The 17,997-nt window shown below is 66.7% G+C and carries 11 protein-coding genes and 1 pseudogene; 8 read left to right on the forward strand and 4 right to left on the reverse strand.

What is annotated here, in order from left to right:
• The first annotated feature begins 11 nt into the window (after nucleotides 1-11).
• From PIN01S_RS21545 to speA, 3 genes are all read left to right on the forward strand, one after another.
• Nucleotides 12-1,163 carry a pectate lyase family protein gene (locus PIN01S_RS21545; protein ID WP_084338840.1) on the forward strand — a complete coding sequence of 384 codons (1,152 nt, stop codon included), beginning with the start codon at nucleotides 12-14 and terminating at the stop codon, nucleotides 1,161-1,163.
• Nucleotides 1,164-1,475: 312 nt separating this feature from the next.
• The gene (locus tag PIN01S_RS21550) at nucleotides 1,476-1,847 is read left to right on the forward strand and encodes a translation initiation factor Sui1 (RefSeq protein ID WP_084338842.1); all 372 of its coding nucleotides are present in this window, start codon (nucleotides 1,476-1,478) and stop codon (nucleotides 1,845-1,847) included.
• A 191-nt stretch (nucleotides 1,848-2,038) separates the two neighbouring features.
• Nucleotides 2,039-3,952, forward strand: a complete 1,914-nt coding sequence (speA, locus tag PIN01S_RS21555; protein ID WP_084338844.1) for an arginine decarboxylase — start codon at nucleotides 2,039-2,041, stop codon at nucleotides 3,950-3,952.
• 182 nt (nucleotides 3,953-4,134) lie between these two features.
• On the opposite strand, the gene PIN01S_RS21560 is transcribed toward speA, so the two are convergent.
• On the reverse strand, nucleotides 4,135-4,590 hold the full coding sequence (locus PIN01S_RS21560; RefSeq protein ID WP_084338846.1) for a DUF2214 family protein: 456 nt from the start codon (nucleotides 4,588-4,590) through the stop codon (nucleotides 4,135-4,137).
• Nucleotides 4,591-4,715: 125 nt separating this feature from the next.
• Entirely contained in the window at nucleotides 4,716-6,053 is a 1,338-nt protein-coding gene (locus PIN01S_RS21565) for an MATE family efflux transporter (protein WP_084338848.1), read from the reverse strand.
• 194 nt (nucleotides 6,054-6,247) lie between these two features.
• On the opposite strand from PIN01S_RS21565, the gene PIN01S_RS21570 reads away from it, so the two are divergent.
• A complete protein-coding gene (locus PIN01S_RS21570; protein WP_084338850.1) occupies nucleotides 6,248-11,152 on the forward strand; it encodes an alpha-2-macroglobulin family protein in 4,905 nt (1,634 codons plus the stop codon).
• Nucleotides 11,153-11,215: 63 nt separating this feature from the next.
• Here PIN01S_RS21570 and PIN01S_RS21575 read toward each other — a convergent pair whose 3' ends face one another.
• Together PIN01S_RS21575 and PIN01S_RS21580 are read right to left on the reverse strand one after the other, a co-directional pair.
• Complete coding sequence (locus PIN01S_RS21575) at nucleotides 11,216-11,509, reverse strand: hypothetical protein (RefSeq protein WP_084338852.1); 294 nt, start codon at nucleotides 11,507-11,509, stop codon at nucleotides 11,216-11,218.
• 195 nt (nucleotides 11,510-11,704) lie between these two features.
• Nucleotides 11,705-12,358, reverse strand: a complete 654-nt coding sequence (locus PIN01S_RS21580; RefSeq protein ID WP_084338854.1) for a hypothetical protein — start codon at nucleotides 12,356-12,358, stop codon at nucleotides 11,705-11,707.
• 179 nt (nucleotides 12,359-12,537) lie between these two features.
• On the opposite strand from PIN01S_RS21580, the gene pbpC reads away from it, so the two are divergent.
• The 4 genes and pseudogenes from pbpC to PIN01S_RS27670 all read left to right on the forward strand — a co-directional run bounded on the left by pbpC (nucleotide 12,538) and on the right by PIN01S_RS27670 (nucleotide 17,830).
• Nucleotides 12,538-14,880: a peptidoglycan glycosyltransferase PbpC gene (gene pbpC, locus PIN01S_RS21585; RefSeq protein WP_084338856.1), complete on the forward strand. Its 2,343-nt coding sequence runs from the start codon at nucleotides 12,538-12,540 to the stop codon at nucleotides 14,878-14,880.
• Between the two features lie 100 nt (nucleotides 14,881-14,980).
• Nucleotides 14,981-15,751 carry a substrate-binding periplasmic protein gene (locus PIN01S_RS21590; RefSeq protein ID WP_084338858.1) on the forward strand — a complete coding sequence of 257 codons (771 nt, stop codon included), beginning with the start codon at nucleotides 14,981-14,983 and terminating at the stop codon, nucleotides 15,749-15,751.
• Between the two features lie 192 nt (nucleotides 15,752-15,943).
• A pseudogene (locus PIN01S_RS27665) lies at nucleotides 15,944-16,966 on the forward strand (HAMP domain-containing protein); the annotation flags it as partial.
• 135 nt (nucleotides 16,967-17,101) lie between these two features.
• Entirely contained in the window at nucleotides 17,102-17,830 is a 729-nt protein-coding gene (locus PIN01S_RS27670; protein WP_423814560.1) for a methyl-accepting chemotaxis protein, read from the forward strand.
• Nucleotides 17,831-17,997 lie beyond the last annotated feature (167 nt).

Raw genomic sequence — 17,997 nt, forward strand, 5'->3', positions numbered from 1 at the left:
CCGCGGAGGATTTGGAAAAGGCGCTGTGCGATCCGAAGAAACTGTCCGGCGATGGGCGGGTGTGCTATGACACGACGCCGAAGATCATCAAGATCAAGGGCATCATCGACTATAACGCCAAGGGCCTCGCGAAGATGGCAAACGGTGTCGGTTGCTATTACTCCGACGAGAAGGTTTGTACCGCCAAGGGTGTGCCGCCTTCGAAATGGAGTCGTCTGCTCTCGGACAATAACTCCTACAGGGGCCAATGCAACGGGCACACGAATGCAGGCACCATTACCTACAACTCATGGGGCTTGAATTCCCTGGCGATCGGCTCCAACACCACGGTAATGGGAGTGGGCAAGAATTCCGGGATCAAGGGCCGTGGCTTCGCGGTCCGTTTGGCCTCGAACGTCGTCATCCGCAACCTGTCGATCACCGATATCAATGAAAACATCGTCTTCGCCGGTGACGGTATCGAGGTGCAGGATGCGGACAAGGTCTGGATCGACCAGAACCGCTTCACCCGTATCGGCCGGCAGTGGATTACCGTCGGTTGGGGCAAGGCCACCAATGTCACCATCTCCAACAACGACTTCGACGGCTCCAGCAACATGGGCCAGTACTGCGACGGTACACATTATTTCGGCCTGATCATTTCCGCTAGGAACCAGAACGTCTCCCTCGTGGGCAACTGGTTCCACCACTTCCGCGGTCGTTCGCCAGACGTCGCACCGCCTGAGGCTGCCGGCCAGGCGCCGATCGTGCATATGCTGAACAACTACTTCCAGCACGGCACCTGGCACGGGCTGGCGGCTACCAAGCCTGCGCGGGTGTTGGCAGAGGGGAACTACTACGAGAATGTCGATACGCCGATCATTCGTTATGGCAGCGGCGACGCGGCGAAGAATGCCGGCTATGTCTTCGCGCCGCTGGCTACGGTCACGAGCCAGTGCCAGGGGCAGCTCGGCCGGGTCTGCACCGCCAACCTGGTATTTGGCGAGAACCCCCGCCCCAGCAGTCTGCCGAAGGCGCAGGCCTTTACCCAGGACCTGACCGTACTGGACGCCATGAAAAAGGCGGTGGCGGCCAGCCGTGGCGGCAATCTGAAGCCTTTCCCGGCGAAGAACGTCCCGCGGCGTGTCATGGCAGAAGTCGGTCCGCAGGACTGGCTGCGCTGATGCCGTTCCGGTAAGCGACGGACGCGGGTACGCCGCGCCGTCTGAATCTGCCGATACGAGCGCCGCCGACCTCAGGTTGGCGGCGTTTTTATTCCACTCCGGCGCATGCCGATGGCCCGTTACCTGCGGTGTCGCCAATCCAATGCAGATTGGCGCAATTCTGTACTTAGCATTCGTCGCCAATGCCGGTAAACTTCGCCGCCTTTTCAAGCCGAGCCGCCCGGCTCGGTTGCGCTGCCCCTGCCTGAGTGGGGCTTCGCGGTCGGCTTTCGCCGGCCAGTCGCTATCCTGACCCCTACGAGGAAACGCCCGGTGGTCAAGAAAGCTTCGTCCTTCGCTGCTCTTGGCGGTCTGGTGTACTCCACCGACAGCGGCCGGCATTGTCCGGAATGCCGCCAGCCCATCGATGCCTGTATCTGCAAGCAAACGGCCGTTCCCGCTGGCGACGGTATCGCCCGCGTACGCCGCGAAACCAAGGGCCGGGGCGGCAAGACGGTGACCACGGTGAGCGGCGTACCGCAGGCCGAGGATGCGCTCAAGGAGCTGGCCAGTGCGCTCAAGCGCCGCTGCGGCACCGGCGGCGCCTTGAAGGACGGTGTCATCGAGATCCAGGGCGACCACGTCGAGCTGTTGCTCGAAGAACTCGCCAAGCGCGGTTTCAAGGCCAAGAAGTCCGGCGGCTGAGTCGCCCCGGAACACCCTCCGTTCCCGTGTGCGATCGCCTTGTCGAAGGGGCGATGGCATCGTGAATCCCGGGTGGGTTCTAAACTCTCGGACGAGGTGCCGGTCCACACCTCACAAACGTCATTTCCCGTAATTAACCTTGTCCCGCCCACGGCATGGCGGGGCCATTCTCATCTCGACAGGGGGAACCGATGTCCGCACGACGTACGCGTAAGGACGATGGCAGCAGCTGGACAGTGGCCGATAGCCGCAGTGTCTATGGCATCCGGCATTGGGGAGCCGGTTATTTCGCCATCAACGACGCGGGACGCGTGGAGGTTCGCCCGAACCGCCAGGCGGACCAGCCGATCGATCTCTATTCGATGCTCGACGAACTTCGCTCCAGCGGTCTGTCGCTGCCGCTGCTGGTGCGTTTCCCGGACATCCTGCAGGACCGCGTTCGCCAACTGACCGGGGCGTTCGACGCCAACATCGCGCGCCTGGAATACCAGAGCCGCTACACCGCGCTGTACCCGATCAAGGTCAACCAGCAGGAGGCGGTGGTGGAAAACATCATCGCCACCCAGAACGTTTCCATCGGCCTGGAGGCCGGCTCCAAGCCCGAGCTGCTGGCGGTGCTGGCACTGGCGCCGAAGGGCGGCACCATCGTCTGCAACGGCTACAAGGACCGTGAGTTCATCCGCCTGGCGCTGATGGGGCAGAAGCTCGGCCACAACGTCTTCATCGTCATCGAGAAGGAATCCGAGGTACAGCTGGTGATCGAGGAGTCGGCCGATCTCAAGGTCGCGCCCCAGGTCGGCCTGCGCGTGCGCCTGTCCTCCCTGGCCTCCTCGAAGTGGGCCGATACCGGTGGCGAGAAATCCAAGTTCGGCCTGTCCGCCGCGCAACTGATCTCGGTGGTCGAGCGCTTCCGCGCCGCGGGCCTGGACCAGGGCATCCGCCTGTTGCACTTCCACATGGGCTCGCAGATCGCCAACCTGGCCGACTACCAGCACGGCTTCAAGGAAGCCATCCGCTACTATGCCGAACTGCGTGCGCTCGGCCTGCCGGTGGATCACGTGGACGTCGGCGGCGGCCTGGGTGTCGACTACGACGGCACCCACTCGCGCAACGCCAGCTCGATCAACTACGACATGGACGACTATGCCGGTACCGTGGTCGGCATGCTCAAGGAATTCTGCGACGCCCAGGGCTTGCCGCACCCGCACATCTTCTCCGAGAGCGGCCGCTCGCTCACCGCGCACCATGCGGTGCTGGTGATGCAAGTCACCGACGTGGAGAAGCACAACGACGCCATCCCGGTGATCGAGGACAAGGAAAGCCTGGCGGAGCCGGTGCGTTGGCTGGCCGAGCTGCTCGGTCCGACCGACATCGAGATGGTCACCGAGACCTACTGGCGCGCGACCCACTATATGAGCGACGTCGCCACCCAGTACGCCGAAGGCAAGCTGAGCCTGTCCGACAAGGCCCTGGCCGAGCAGTGCTACTTCGCCCTCTGCCGCCGCCTGCACAACTCGCTGAAGGCCCGCCAGCGCTCGCACCGCCAGGTGCTGGACGAGCTCAACGACAAGCTCGCCGACAAGTACATCTGCAACTTCTCGGTGTTCCAGAGCCTGCCGGACACCTGGGCCATCGGCCAGGTGCTGCCGATCCTGCCGCTGCACCGCCTGGACGAGGAACCGCTGCGCCGCGCCGTGCTGCAGGACCTCACCTGCGACTCCGACGGCAAGATCAAGCAGTACGTCGACGAGCAGAGCATCGAGACCAGCCTGCCGGTGCACGAGGTACGTGACGGCGAGGAATACCTGCTCGGCGTGTTCCTGGTCGGCGCCTACCAGGAAATCCTCGGCGACATGCACAACCTGTTCGGTGACACGGATTCGGTGAACATCTACCAGCGCGACGACGGCAGCGTCTATCACGCCGGCATCGAGACCCACGACACCATCGAGGACATGCTGCGCTATGTGCATCTGTCGCCGGAAGAGCTGATGACCTACTACCGCGACAAGGTGGCCGGCGCCCGCCTCAGCGCCCGTGAGCGTACCCAGTACCTGGATGCGCTGCGCCTGGGCCTGACCCGTTCGTCCTACCTGTCGTCGTGAGTCCCCCCTCGCCGGGTGAACTTATTCGCCCGGCGAGGGGGCTGGCTTTTGTAGGAGCGAGCTCTGCTCGCGAACGGGGTTACGCAAAAGCTTCGCCAGCAGAGCTGGCTCCTACGAAAAACGGGGCCGCCGTGGGGCGAATTCATTCGCCCCTACGAGAAGCTCGGGCGCCTCGGCGGTCCTCAGCTACCCATCCCGAATCCCCGCGCCATGAACACCGCCATCAGCGGCATCATCAGCAGCAGCAGAAGCTCCAGGCGGATGAACATGATGACCAGCCGCCCCTTCGAAGCGCTGATCTCCGGAACCTGACCGGCTTTCAGGGCATTGCGCCAGTTGAGGATGGTGAAGGTCGGCAGGATCGACAGCAGCACGATCAGGATGAACAGGCTGACCTTGGCATGGAAGAAGCCGTTCTTCAGGTAGAACTCCAGGCCCTTCCCCTGCCAGAAGATGCGCAGCAGGCCGGTCGCCAGGACCACGCCGGCGGTGATACCGAGGGCAATGTCGGTGATGTACAGGCTGCGGGCGCGGGGCAGGTCCATGGGCAGCTTGAACTGCACGTGTTCCATGGTCAGCAGGGCGAACAGGACGAAGATCGACAGGTAATGCAGGTAGGCGGCGATGGCGTTGGCCATGGGGCATTCCTTTTGCGTGGGTCGGTATTCGAAAGTCGGGAGGCCGATCACGGCCGGGCGTCAGCACGGTACAGCGCTTGGCCGGCGCATGCCAGTACCGCGACGTGGGTACCGGGATTCGCTAGTCAGGGCGAGGCGAACCAGGCATCGCGCCGATTCAGGCGCCAAGCCAGCAGGCCGAGGCAGATTCCGCGCAGCAGCATGAAGGTCAGGAAGGCCAGCCACAGGCCATGGTTGCCCAGTCCGCCCAGGGCCCAGCCCAACGGCACCGCCAGGGTCACGGCGACCAGCATCGCGTCGCGCATCTCGCGGGCACGGGTGGCGCCGATGAACAGGCCATCGAGCAGGTAGCTCCACACCGCCACCAGCGGCAGCAGGGCCAGGTACGGCAGATAGACGAAGGCCACCGCGCGCACCTCGGCGATGTCGGTCTGCAGGCGGACGAAACCCTGCCCGGCGAGCAGGAAGAACAGGGCGAACGCGATGCTGGCCAGCAGCGACCAGCCACCCGCGACCACCAGCGAGCGGCGTAGCGCCGTACGGTCGCGCGCGCCGATGGCATGTCCGCAGAGCGCTTCCACCGCATGGGCCAGACCATCCAAGGCGTGGGCGGTCAGCAGCAGCCCGTTGAGCAGCAGGGCATTGGCGGCGACCGTCGCTTCCCCCAGACGTGTGCCTTGCAGGGTGACGAGGAAGAACACCAGCTCCAGCGCCAGGGTGCGGATGAAGATGTCGCGGTTCACCGCCAGCAACGGTCGCCAACTGGCGAGGCGGCCCAGGCTGTGCCAGTCCGGACGGCCCGGATGCTCGCGCAGGGCATGGCGGGTCAGCGCCAGGCCGAGCAGGGCGCCGCACCACTCGGCGATTACCGAGGCGCGGGCCGCGCCGGCCACGCCCCAGTCGAGGCCGAGCACGAACCAGAGGTCCAGCGTGACGTTGAGCAGGTTGGTGGTCAGCAGGATCGCCAGCGGCGCGCGGGCGTTCTGCGTACCGAGGAACCAGCCGATCAGCGCGTAGCTGGCCAGCGCCGCCGGCAGGCCGAGCAGGCGGGTATGGAAATAGTCGCGGGTCAGTTCGTCGAGCGCCGCCGAAGGGCGCATCAGGTCGAGGGCGAAACCGGTGAAGGGGATCGCCAGCGACCCGAGCAGCAGGGCGAAGCCCAGGGCCAGCAGCAACCCTTGCAGCAATACCTGGCGCAGTGCTCCGCCGTCCTCGCGACCGCTGGCCTGGGCGGCGAATCCGGTGGTGCCCATGCGCAGGAAACCCATCAGCCAGACCAGCAGGGTATACAGGCTGCCACCCACCGCCACCGCGCCCAGTTGATGCGCATGGGGCAGGTGGCCGATGACCGTGCTGTCGACCAGCGCGACCAACGGTACGGACAGATTGGACAGGATCATGGGGGCGGCCAGCGCCCAGACCTTGCGATGGGTCGGGGCGTGCCGCCAGGCGTCGTACAGCATCGGGTTCCCGTTTGGATCGGTGTCAGGGGGGCGGGCGAGTGCGCAACATTACAGGAGCCGGCGTCGTGGCGGAAATGGGAACGCCGTCGCGTTCCGTGAGCGACCGCCCGCTTCCCGCAGCCGGCTGTCGCTGCTCTGCTGGCGCTCGGCTATAGTGTGGAACCTTTTTGCACAACCCCTTCCGGGAGCCTGCCATGCCGAAGAAAGGATTGCTTCTGGCCCTCGCCCTGAGCCTGCTCAGCGGCTGCGATTCCTCCACCCCCGAACCTTCGTCCTCCGCACCGCCCGCCGCCGTCGTCGAACAGGCCAAGCCCAAGCCGGCCCAGGATCTCGCCGCTCTCGGCAAGCGCTATGCCGGTCGCGAGCTGAGCGTGGTGGATGTGTCCGAGGTCCAGTTGGACGGCGCCAGCGCCCTGTCCGTGACCTTCTCGGTGCCGCTGGACCCGGAGCAGAAGTTCGCCGACAAACTGCATCTGGTCGACAGCAAGGCCGGCAAGGTGGACGGCGCCTGGGAGCTTTCCGACAACCTCATGGAATTGCGCCTGCGCCATTTGGAGCCCCAGCGCAAGCTGGTGCTGACGGTGGATGCCGGGCTGCGCGCGGTGAACGGCGCCAAACTCGCCGCCGAGCACGTCAGCCGCCTGGAAACCCGCGACCTGCAAGCGACCGTCGGCTTCGCCAGCCGTGGCTCGCTGCTGCCGACACGTCTGGCCGAAGGGCTGCCGGTGATCGCCCTGAACGTGGACAAGGTCAACGTCGAATTCTTCCGTATCAAGGACGAGGCGCTGCCGAAGTTCCTCAGCCGTTGGGGACGTAGCAGCAACCTGGACAACTGGGAATCGCGCGAGCTGCTGCCGATGGCCGAACTGGTCTATGGCGGGCGTTTCGACCTGAACCCGGCGCGCAACACCCGCGAGACCCTGCTCCTGCCCATCGCCGGGCTGGAGCCGTTCAAGCAGCCGGGTGTTTATCTGGCGGTGATGCGCGAGGCCGGCACCTATAACTATTCGCAGCCGGCGACCCTGTTCAGCCTCAGCGACATCGGCCTGTCCGCCCACCGCTACCGCGATCGCCTGGATGTCTTCACCCAGGCGCTGGACGGCGGCAAGGCGTTGGACAAGGTGAGCCTGGAACTGCTCGACGGAGATGGCCGCGTCCTGGCCAGTGGCGAGACGGACGACAAGGGCCACGCGCAACTGCCGCTGGCGGAAAAGGCCGACGTGCTGCTGGCCCGCCAGGGCGGCCAGACCAGCCTGCTGCGCCTCGCCGGCGCGGCACTCGACCTGGCCGAGTTCCAGATCGACGGACCGCAGGCGCACCCGCTGCAATTCTTCATCTTCGGCCCGCGCGATCTCTATCGGCCGGGCGAGACCGTGCTGCTCAACGCTCTGCTGCGCGATGCCGACGGTCGCGCGGCGAAAGCCCAGCCGGTGACGGTCGAAGTGCGCCGGCCGGACGAACAAGTCAGCCGCCGCTTCGTCTGGGAGGCGGACGAAAACGGCCTGTACCAGTACCAACTGCAACTGGCTGCGGAAGCGCCGACCGGGCGCTGGCAACTGGTCTACGACCTCGGCGACGGCAAGCCGCAGCTCTACGAATTCCTCGTCGAGGATTTCCTGCCGGAGCGCCTCGCCCTGGAGCTGAAAGGCAGCGACACGCCGCTCCAGCCGGGCGTGGACGCGCAGTTCGCGGTCAACGGCCGTTATCTCTACGGCGCTCCCGCGGTCGGCAACCGCCTGACCGGGCAGGTCTATGTCCGTCCGCTGCGCGACGCCGTCGCGGCCTTGCCCGGCTACCAGTTCGGCTCGGTCACCGAAGAGGAACTGACCCAGGACCTGGAGCTGGACGAAACCACGCTGGACGCCGAAGGCAACGCCACGCTCTCCGTGGAATCCCGCTGGGCCGACGCCAAGTCGCCGCTCAAGCTGATCCTCCAGGCCAGTCTGCAGGAATCCGGTGGCCGTCCCATCACCCGTCGGTTGGTTCAACCCGTTTGGCCGGCCGAGCGCTTGCCGGGCGTGCGCGGGTTGTTCGACGGGGAAGAGGTGGACGCCGACAGCCTCGCCGAATTCGAAGTGCTGGTGGCCGATCCAGAGGGCAACAAGCTCGCCGCGAATGGCCTGAAAGTGCGCCTGATCCGCGAACGGCGCGACTACTACTGGAACTTCTCCGACAGTGACGGCTGGAGTTACCACTACAACGAGAAGTACCTGAATCTCAGCGAGGAAACCCTCGAGCTGGCCGCCGGCGCGACGGCCAAGGTTGCCTTCCCGGTGGAATGGGGCTCCTACCGCGTCGAGGTGGAAGACCCGCAGACCGGCCTGCTCAGCAGTCTGCGCTTCTGGGCCGGCTGGCGCTGGCAGGACAACGCCGAGGGCGGCGCGGTACGCCCGGACCAGGTCAAGCTGGCGCTGGATAAGCCCGCCTATGCCGATGGCGACACCGCCAAGGTCACCGTGACCCCGCCGGCGGCCGGCAGCGGCTACCTCTTGGTGGAATCCAGCGACGGACCGTTGTGGTGGCAGGCCATCGAGGTGCCGGCGGAAGGCAAGGCGTTCGACATCCCCATCGCCAAGGACTGGGCGCGCCACGACCTGTACGTCAGCGCCCTGGTGATCCGCCCGGGCGAGAAGGCGGCCAAGGCCACGCCCAAGCGCGCCGTCGGCCTGCTGCACCTGCCGCTGGACCGTGCCCCGCGCAAGCTGTCGCTGAGCCTGGAAGCCCCCGAGAAGATGCGGCCGAAGCAGGCGCTGACGGTCAAGGTGAAGGCACGCAACGCCGATGGCAGCGTGCCGAAGCAGGCCCATGTGCTGGTCGCTGCGGTGGACGTCGGCATTCTCAACATCACCGAATACCCGACGCCCGACCCGTTCGCCGCGCTGTTCGGGCGCAAGGCCTACGGTGCCGACCAACTGGACGTCTACGGGCAACTGATCGAAGCCGGCCAGGGGCGCATCGCCAAACTCGCCTACGGTGGTGACGCCGCCCTGGCGGCCGGTGGCAAGCGGCCGGATACCAGCGTGCTGATCGTCGCCAGGCAGAGCCAGCCGCTGGCGCTGAATGCCGAAGGCGAGGGCGAAGTCAGCCTGGATATTCCCGATTTCAACGGCGAGCTGCGCCTGATGGCCCAGGTCTGGACCGACGAGCGCTACGGCATGGCCGAGGCCAAGACCGTGGTGGCCGCGCCGCTGGTGGCCGAGCTGTCGGCGCCGCGCTTCCTCGCCGGTGGCGACCAGACCACCCTGGCGCTGGACCTGACCAACCTGTCCGGCAAGGCGCAGCAGTTGGATGTGCAACTGAGCGCCGAGGGCCAATTGAGCCTGGACGGCGTCGCCGCCAGCCAGCGCCTCGATTTGGCCGAAGGCCAGCGCAGCACCCTGCGTATCCCGGTTCGAGCCCTGGGCGGGTTCGGCCAGGGCCGTGTGAAGGTCGCGGTCGATGGCCTCGACCTGCCGGGCGAGAGCCTGCCGCCGTTCACCCGCGAATGGACCCTGGGCGTGCGTCCGGCCTATCCGGCGCTGCTCAAGCAGTTCCGCGCGGTGCTCAAGGATGAAGCCTGGAGCCTGCCGGAAGGCACCCTGGCGCAATTCGAGCCGGCCGGCCGCGAGGCGCTGCTGAGCCTGTCCAGCCGTCCGCCGCTTAACCTCGGCGAGCACATCCAGGCACTCAAGGCCTATCCCTACGGCTGCCTGGAGCAGACCACCAGCGGCCTGTACCCATCGCTCTATGCCGACGAGGCGACGCTCAAGCGCCTCGGCCTGGAAGGCGAGCCGGACGCCGAGCGGCGCAAGAAGATCGAGCTGGGCATCGAGCGCCTGCTCGGCATGCAGCGCTACAACGGCGGCTTCGGCCTCTGGGGACCGGACAGTGAGGAAGAATACTGGCTGACCGCCTATGTCACCGACTTCCTCCTGCGTGCCCGCGAGCAGGGTTTCGCCGTGCCGCCGGAGCCGTTGAAGAAGGCCAGCGAACGCCTGCTGCGCTACCTGCAAGAACGCAGCCTGATCGAGGTCGGCTACAGCGGCAATTCCGAGCACACCCGCTTCGCGGTACAGACCTATGCCGGCTACGTCCTGGCGCGCAGCCAACAGGCGCCGCTCGGTGCGTTGCGCACCCTGTACGAACGCCGCAGCGAGGCCCGCTCCGGCTTGCCGATGGTGCAACTGGCGGTGGCCCTGCAACGCATGGGCGACCAGCCGCGCGCCGACGAAGCGCTGTACGCCGGCCTGAACATGCACCGCAACGAGCGGGACTGGTGGCTGGCCGACTACGGCAGCGAGCTGCGCGACGAAGCGCTGATCTACGCCCTGCTGGAAGAGCACGACCTGGCGAAAGGGCAGCGGGAAGAGCGGCTGTTCGCCCTGTCGGACGCGCTGGCCGGCCAGCGCTGGCTGTCCACCCAGGAGCGCAACGCGTTGTTCCTCGCCGGGCGCGGCCTGCTCGGCAAGCCCGAGGGCAACTGGCGCGCCGAGCTGGACGTCGCCGGCCAGACCCGCGAGATCAATCCGCAGCAACCGGGCCTCAAGCTGGACGGCGCGGCGCTCGCCGAGCCGCTGACCCTGCGCAACCTGGGCAGCGAGCCGCTCTACCAGCGCCTGAGCGTTTCCGGCTATCCGGTGGAGGCGCCTGCCGCGCACGGCAACAACCTGCACATCTTCCGCGAATACCTCGGCCTGGACGGCAAGCCGCTGAACCTCAACGGCCTGGAGAGCGGCGAACTGGTGCTGGTGCACCTCGTCGTGGAAGCCAACGAGCGGGTGCCCGATGCCCTGGTGGTGGACCTGCTGCCGGCCGGCCTGGAACTGGAAAACCAGAACCTGGCGAACAGCTCGGCCAGCCTGGAAGACGCCGGCAGCCAGGTGAAGGAGTGGGCGAACAACATGCAGAACGCCCGCCTGCGGCACCAGGAGTTCCGCGACGATCGCTACGTCGCTGCTCTGGACCTGGATGGCTACGGCAGCACGCACCTGCTCTACCTGGCCCGCGCGGTGACGCCCGGCCGCTACCGCGTGCCGCCGCCCCAGGCGGAGTCCATGTACCGGCCGGAATGGCAGGCCCTGGGCGATGCGCCGTCGGTGCTGGTGGTCAAGCCACGCTGAGAAGGGAAGGGGCTCATGTAGCCCGAAGCGAAGCGCAATCCGGGAGGTAGCCGGATTGCGCGGTCAGCTGACCACCAGGCTCAGGACCCAGAGGGCGAGCAGCAGCCAGATCAGGCCGAACATGATGGACTTGCGCATGAAGGCGCGGAACGCGGCGAAGAGCAGCAGCAAGCCGATGATCAGGACGATGATGCCGAGCAGCGACGGGCTCATGCCCAGCGCCTTGGAAAGGCCGTTGATGAAGCTGCTGCCCGCATCGGCGAGCAGCGAGAAGAAGCCGCGCAGCCCCTCGACGATGAAGCGGATGAACGACCCCAGCACCTGGCCGAGCCATTCGAAAAAGCCTTCTACCTGCATCTGCATATCCTTCTGGACCTGACGGCACCCGTGGGTTTCACGGCGCGGCTACTGTACCGCAAGCGGAGCGCGTGGCGGTGTGCGGTGCGGATGATGCTTGGAGAGCGGAGAAGGGGCGTGGGTTCAAAAGCGAACCGGGGAGAGCGAAGCGGCAAGGGTACCGCCCGGACGAATCCGGGCGGCACGACAGCGGGATCAGCAGCCGGCACCGGCGTAGTAGAGGTCCACGTCCTGGCGAATCGCCGGTTCGTCGTAGGGGCCGCCTTTCGCCCCGTAGCCGCCCTGCTCGCCAGCGAGCTTGGCGTGTTTCTCGGCGATCTTGGAGATGATGCAGCCGCGCTTCTTGCCGGAGGCGGATTTGTACAGCGGCACGCTGTTGATATAGGCGTTGGCGACCGCCGGCGGGGCGGGGTATTCCACCGTCAGCATGAGGAATTCGACGGTCTCGGTATCGACCCCGGTATCGTTGCCGTGCTTCACGGTCACCAGCAGGGTGTAGCTGCCGGGTGCCGCTACGCTCCAGTTGAAGCCATAGGGCGCCGGGCAAAGCTGTGTCGAATTGTTGATCGGGTCGCTGGACGAGGTGTGGATGGTGGTCGCCGGGTCGTCGCCGCGTTGTGCATTCACTGTGATCGATTTGATGCCGTTGGTGATGCAGTTGTTGTTGCTCGTGTTGAACACCGAGAGGCTCAAGGTGACGTTCACGTTGGCCGGGAAACCGGCGACATAGTGGATGCCGCTGGGCTCGGTGATCTCCACGGTTGGGGTGAAGGCGAACGCGCAGGGGATGGAAAGCGCCGATAGGAACGCGGCGCCGAGCAGGTTCCGGCGAAAGCGGTACATGTCCATGTGTGTCTCCAGAAGGGACGGTTCGAGCCGAAAATGAAATGGGCGCGCCACTGACCGTGGATCGGCTGATTCCAGTGATGTCAGTTTGATATCTGTTTAGGGTGTGCAACAGGGGCTGTAAAGGTGGCGAAACCGCTGTTGGCGATAAATCGACAAAATTCCGACGAATGGATGAATAAGTGTCGAAATATTGGCGTTCGTTGATTTGGCGTCGTCCCTGGCTGCTCTGGCCGTTGCTCGCGCTGGCGGCGCTATGGAGCGCGGATCGGCTGTTCCCGTTGCCGCTGCCCCAGGACGATCTGGCGCGGGTCGTACTGGCCGAGGACGGCACGCCGCTCTGGCGTTTCGCCGACCGTGACGGCGTCTGGCGCTATCCGGTGAGCGCGGCGGAGGTGTCGCCTTACTACCTTGAAGCGCTGCTGACCTACGAGGACCGCTGGTTCTACAGTCATCCCGGCGTCAACCCGCTGGCCCTGGCCCGTGCCGCCTGGCAGAACCTGCGTGGAGGGCGGGTGCTGTCCGGTGGCAGCACGCTGTCGATGCAGGTGGCGCGTCTGCTCGATCCCCACGAGCGCAGCCTCGGCGGCAAGCTGCGCCAGCTTTGGCGCACCTTGCAACTCGAATGGCACCTGTCCAAGGACGAGATTCTCCAGCTCTATCTCAACCGCGCGCCGTTCGGCGGCACGTTGCAAGGCGTGGCGGCGGCCAGTTGGGCCTACCTGGGCAAGCCACCCAGCCAACTGACCCGCGCCGAGGCGGCGTTGCTCGCGGTGCTGCCCCAGGCGCCCAGCCGGCTGCGTCCGGATCGCCATCCCGAGCGGGCGCAGGCGGCGCGGGAAAAAGTGTTGCGGCGTCTGGCCGAATTCCAGGTCTGGCCGCAAGGGGCGGTGACGGAGGCCCTCGAAGAACCGGTATTCCTCGCCCCGCGCCAGGAACCCCGGCTGGCACCCCTGCTGGCCCGGCGCCTGAACGTACCCGGCAGCCCGCCGCTGATCCGCACCACGCTCGACGCCGCGCTGCAACGCCGCCTGGAAGAGCTGCTGATGGGCTGGCGGGCGCGCCTGCCGGAACGCACCTCGGCGGCGATCCTGGTAGTCGAGCACGAAAGCATGAAGGTGCGCGCCTACCTGGGCTCGGTGGATATCGGCGACGCCCGCCGCTTTGGTCATGTCGACATGATCGCCGCCTCGCGCTCGCCGGGTTCGACGCTCAAGCCGTTCCTCTACGGCCTGGCCCTGGACGAGGGACTGATTCATTCGGAATCGCTGCTGCAGGACGTGCCGCGCCGCTACGGGGACTACCGGCCGGGCAATTTCGCCGCCGGTTTCACCGGGCCGGTGTCTGCCAGCGAAGCCCTGGCCACCTCGCTCAACCTGCCGGCGGTGCAACTGCTGGAGGCCTACGGGCCCAAGCGCTTCGCCGGTGAACTGCGTAACGCCGGCGTGCCGCTCGCCCTGCCGCCGCTGGCCGAGCCCAACCTGGCGATGATTCTCGGCGGGGCGGGCAGCCGCCTGGAAGATCTGGTCAGCGGCTACGGCGCGTTCGCCCGGCAAGGCCGCACGGCCCACCTGCGCTTCCATCCCGGGGATGCCCTGTACGAGCGACGCCTGCTGTCGCCCGGTGCGGCCTGGATCATCCGGCGCATCCTCAGCGGCCAGGCACGCCCGGACCGCGACCCCCGTGCCCAACTGGTGCAACGCCCGAGCCTGGCCTGGAAGACCGGCACTAGCTACGGCTTCCGCGATGCCTGGGCAATCGGCGTCGGCCCGCGGCATCTGATCGGCATTTGGATCGGCCGGCCGGACGGCACTCCGGTGCCCGGCCAGTTCGGCCTGGCCTCGGCCGCGCCCTTGCTGCTGCAAGTGCACGACCTGCTGGTCAACCGCGACAGCCAGCGCGGTATCGGCGTGCCGGTGGAGCCGGTGCCGGAGAGCATCGGCGTGGCCGCGATCTGCTGGCCGCTCGGCCAACCCATGGCCCGGAACGATCCGAACTGCCGCCGCCAGCGCTTCGCCTGGACACTCGACGGCACCACGCCGCCGACGCTGCTGGCCGCGGATCAACCGCTGGGGCTCGGCCTGCGCCAGACGATCTGGACCAATGCCCAGGGCCTGCAAGTGGACAGCGGTTGCCCCGGCGCCACGGCGTCCGAGCGGGTGTTCTGGCCGGCGCCGCTGGAGCCCTGGCTGCCGCGTCGCGAACGGCGCAGCGCGCGCCTGCCGGCCAGCGACCCGGAGTGTCTGCCCCGGCAGGCGTCGGTCGCCGCGCCGTTATCCATAGTCGGCGTGCGCGAGGGCGACAACCTGCGCCGTCCGGCGGGCAGCACCGAGCCCCTGCGGCTGAGCCTCTCGGCGCTCGGCGGCAGCGGCCGGTACTGGTGGTTCCTGAACGGCGTCCCGTTGGCGGAACGCGTCTCCGGTCAGCCGTTCGACCAGGCGTTCAGCCGCGCCGGGCGCTATCAGCTCAGCGTGCTCGATGAGGCGGGGCAGACCGCCCGGGTGGAATTCGAGGTGACTGAATGACCCCGGCCATCGGACGACTGGCATGGGTAAACGGGCACTGGAATGCCATTATTTCGATGGCCTCACTGACCGGGCCGGGGACGTACGAGTGGTGAGAACGATGGCAGCGTGGTGGTTGCGCCTGGTGATGGCTTTGCTGCTCTGTACCGATGCGCGGGCGGCGGAATTGCTGCTGTATACGGAAGAGAACCCGCCAATCAACTTCAGCCACGACGGTGTGCCCGACGGCATGGCGGTCGCCGTGGTGACAGAACTCCTGCGCCGCACCGAGACCCGGGCGGAGATCAAGGTCGTGCCCTGGGCGCGCGGCTACAAGATGGCCACCACCCTGCCCAACGTCGGCCTGTTCGTGACCGTCCGCACGCCGGACCGGGAAACCCTGTTCCGCTGGGTCGGGCCGATCGTCAGTACCAGCACCAGCCTCTATGCGCGCAAGGGCGAACCCCTGCCGGTCTCCAGCCTGGAGGAGGCGCGGCAACTGAGCCGTATCGCCGTGCCGCGCGAGTGGTATTCCCACCAGGTCCTGGTGCGGCTGGGTTTCACCAACTTGGAGCTGGTGCCCAAGCCGCATGAAATGGTGCGCATGACCCTGCTCGGCCGGGTCCCGCTGATGGTCTACGAGGACCAGTTGCTGCCGGGCTTGCTGAAAGAAGTCGGCGCGCCGCCGGATGCGCTTCAGCCTGTACACACCTTCATGCGCACCAGCAGCTACATCGCCTTCTCCTTGGAGACCGAAAAGGCGCTGGTACAGCGCTGGCAGGCGGCTCTCGACGACATGAAACACGACGGCAGCTTCGCGCGCATTCATTACCAGTGGTTTCCCGACAGCTCTCCGGCCGGGTTGAAAGCCGACCAGGACATGCTGCCTTGAGCGGCGGACGGTGACCGCACGTCCGGACAGGATGACCTTTCCTCATGTGGCCCGGCGATCTGCCGATACGGCTTTCATCGGCCTTGCTTGTAATATTGTGTACATGTTTTGTATACAGTGCTGGCCGCCAGAATCCGGAGACCCCACATGCGCCTTTGGCAACGCAGTATTCAATGGCAGCTGATCCTCAGCATGGGCGCCGCCCTGCTGGCCAGTATCCTCATCGTGGTCGGCATCTATTCGGCGGTATCCAATCGCCTGGCCGAGCGTTACCTGATCGAGGGAGCCCTGCCGGCCAGCATCCTGGCGATTCGCAACGATCTCGAGCGGGTTCTCGCCGAGCCGCTCACCGCGGCGCAGGGTATCGCCGGCAACAGCCTGGTGGCGGACTGGTTGGCCAACGGGGAGGATGCCAGTGTCCAAGGTAGCTTCAGCCGCTACCTCGCCGGCGTACAGGCGCGGCAGAAGGCGCTGATCACCTTCATCGTCGCCCTCGACAGCGGCCACTACTTCACCGGCAAGGGGCTCGACCGCACCCTCAGTCGCGGGCCGAAGGAAAACGCCTGGTTCTATGGCTTCGTCGATTCCGGCAAGGACCGCTCCTTGGAAGTCGACATCGACCAGGGCACGCGCCAGCCGACGCTGTTCATCAACCAACGCATCGCCGCCGAGGGCAAGACGCTCGGGGTGGCCGGGCTCGGCTTCAGCCTCGGCGCCATGTCCGACATGATCCGCGACTTCCGCTTCGGCCAGGCCGGGCGCGTCTATCTGGTGAGCGCCGACGGCCGGGTGAAGGTGCATCCGCAGGCGGAGTTCAACGACAGCCGCGAGCTGGCGCAACTGGTGGGTGCCGACGCCGCCAGGAGGTTGCTCGGGGCGTCGAGCAAGGCCGTGTCGTTCGAGCGCGATGGCGAGACGTTCCTCGCTATCGCCCAGCCGCTGCAGGCCCTCGACTGGCTGCTGGTCAGCGAGGTGCCGGAATCGGAGGTCTATGCCGAGGCCCGCCAGGCGCTGTGGATGACCAGCCTGATCGGCGTGGCGGTGGCGCTGCTGTTCCTCGGCCTGGTGGTGCTGCTGGCGCGCGGGCTGGTGCGGCCGATCCGCCAGGTCACGGCGGCGCTGGTGGAAATCGGCGGTGGGGGCGGTGACTTGACCCGCCGGCTGCGCGAAGACCGTGCCGACGAGCTGGGCGATCTGGCGCGCGGCTTCAACCGCTTCCTGGAAAGCCAGCGCAGCCTGATCGGCGAAGTGCTGGCCACCAGTGAGCGCCTGCGCTTGGCGGTGGGGCAGGTGGCGCAGGTGGTGGAGAACACCGCCGGTCGCGCCGGTCGCCAGCAGGAAATGACCGACATGGTGGCCACCGCCGTTCATGAAATGGGGCTGACCGTGCAGGAGATCGCCCGCAACGCCAGCGCCGCCGCCCAGGCATCGCAGACGGCACGCAGCGAGGCCAGCGGCGCGCGGCAGGTGGTCGGCCAGTCGGTGGCGCTGATCGAGCGGATGTCCGGCGAGATCGGCAGCGCCTCCGAGGCGGTCACCGAGCTGGCGGAGCAGGTGGCGTCCATCGACCAGGTGCTGGCGGTGATCCGCGGGATTTCCGAACAGACCAACCTGCTCGCCTTGAATGCCGCCATCGAAGCGGCCCGGGCCGGGGAGATGGGACGCGGTTTCGCCGTGGTCGCCGACGAAGTGCGGACCCTGGCCAGCCGTACCCAGTCCTCCACCGATGAAATCCAGCAGATGATCCAGCGCCTGAAGCAGGGCGCCGACACCGCGGTCAGCTCGATGCACGCCGGGCAGTCGGCCACCGGTACCGGCGTCGAGGCGAGCCAGCGCACCGGTCATTCGCTCGGCGCGATCACCGACCAGGTGGAGCGGATCAGCGACATGAACACCCAGGTGGCGGCGGCCACCGAGGAACAGACCACCGTCACCGAAGAGATCAACCGCAACGTCCAGGGCATCGCCGACCTGGCCCACGCCACCGCCGACGAAGTCCGCGCCTGCCGCGAGGATTGCCGCACCCTCAGCCGCCTGGCCGAAGACCTGGCGCGGCAGATGGGCAATTTCCGGCTCTGAGCGGGGAGTTCGCCGGGTTTATCTGTAGGAGCGAACTCTGCTCGCGATGGGCCAGGTAGAGCTTCGCCAGCAGAGCTGGCTCCCACAAGAGCCCGGTATAGGGGCGAACTCATTCGCCTCCGAGGCTCCGGCGGTCGAATGAATTCGACCCTACGGGAGCCATGCCC

The sequence above is a fragment of the Pseudomonas indica NBRC 103045 genome (assembly GCF_002091635.1).
In the GTDB taxonomy this organism is placed as follows: Bacteria; Pseudomonadota; Gammaproteobacteria; order Pseudomonadales; family Pseudomonadaceae; genus Pseudomonas_M; species Pseudomonas_M indica.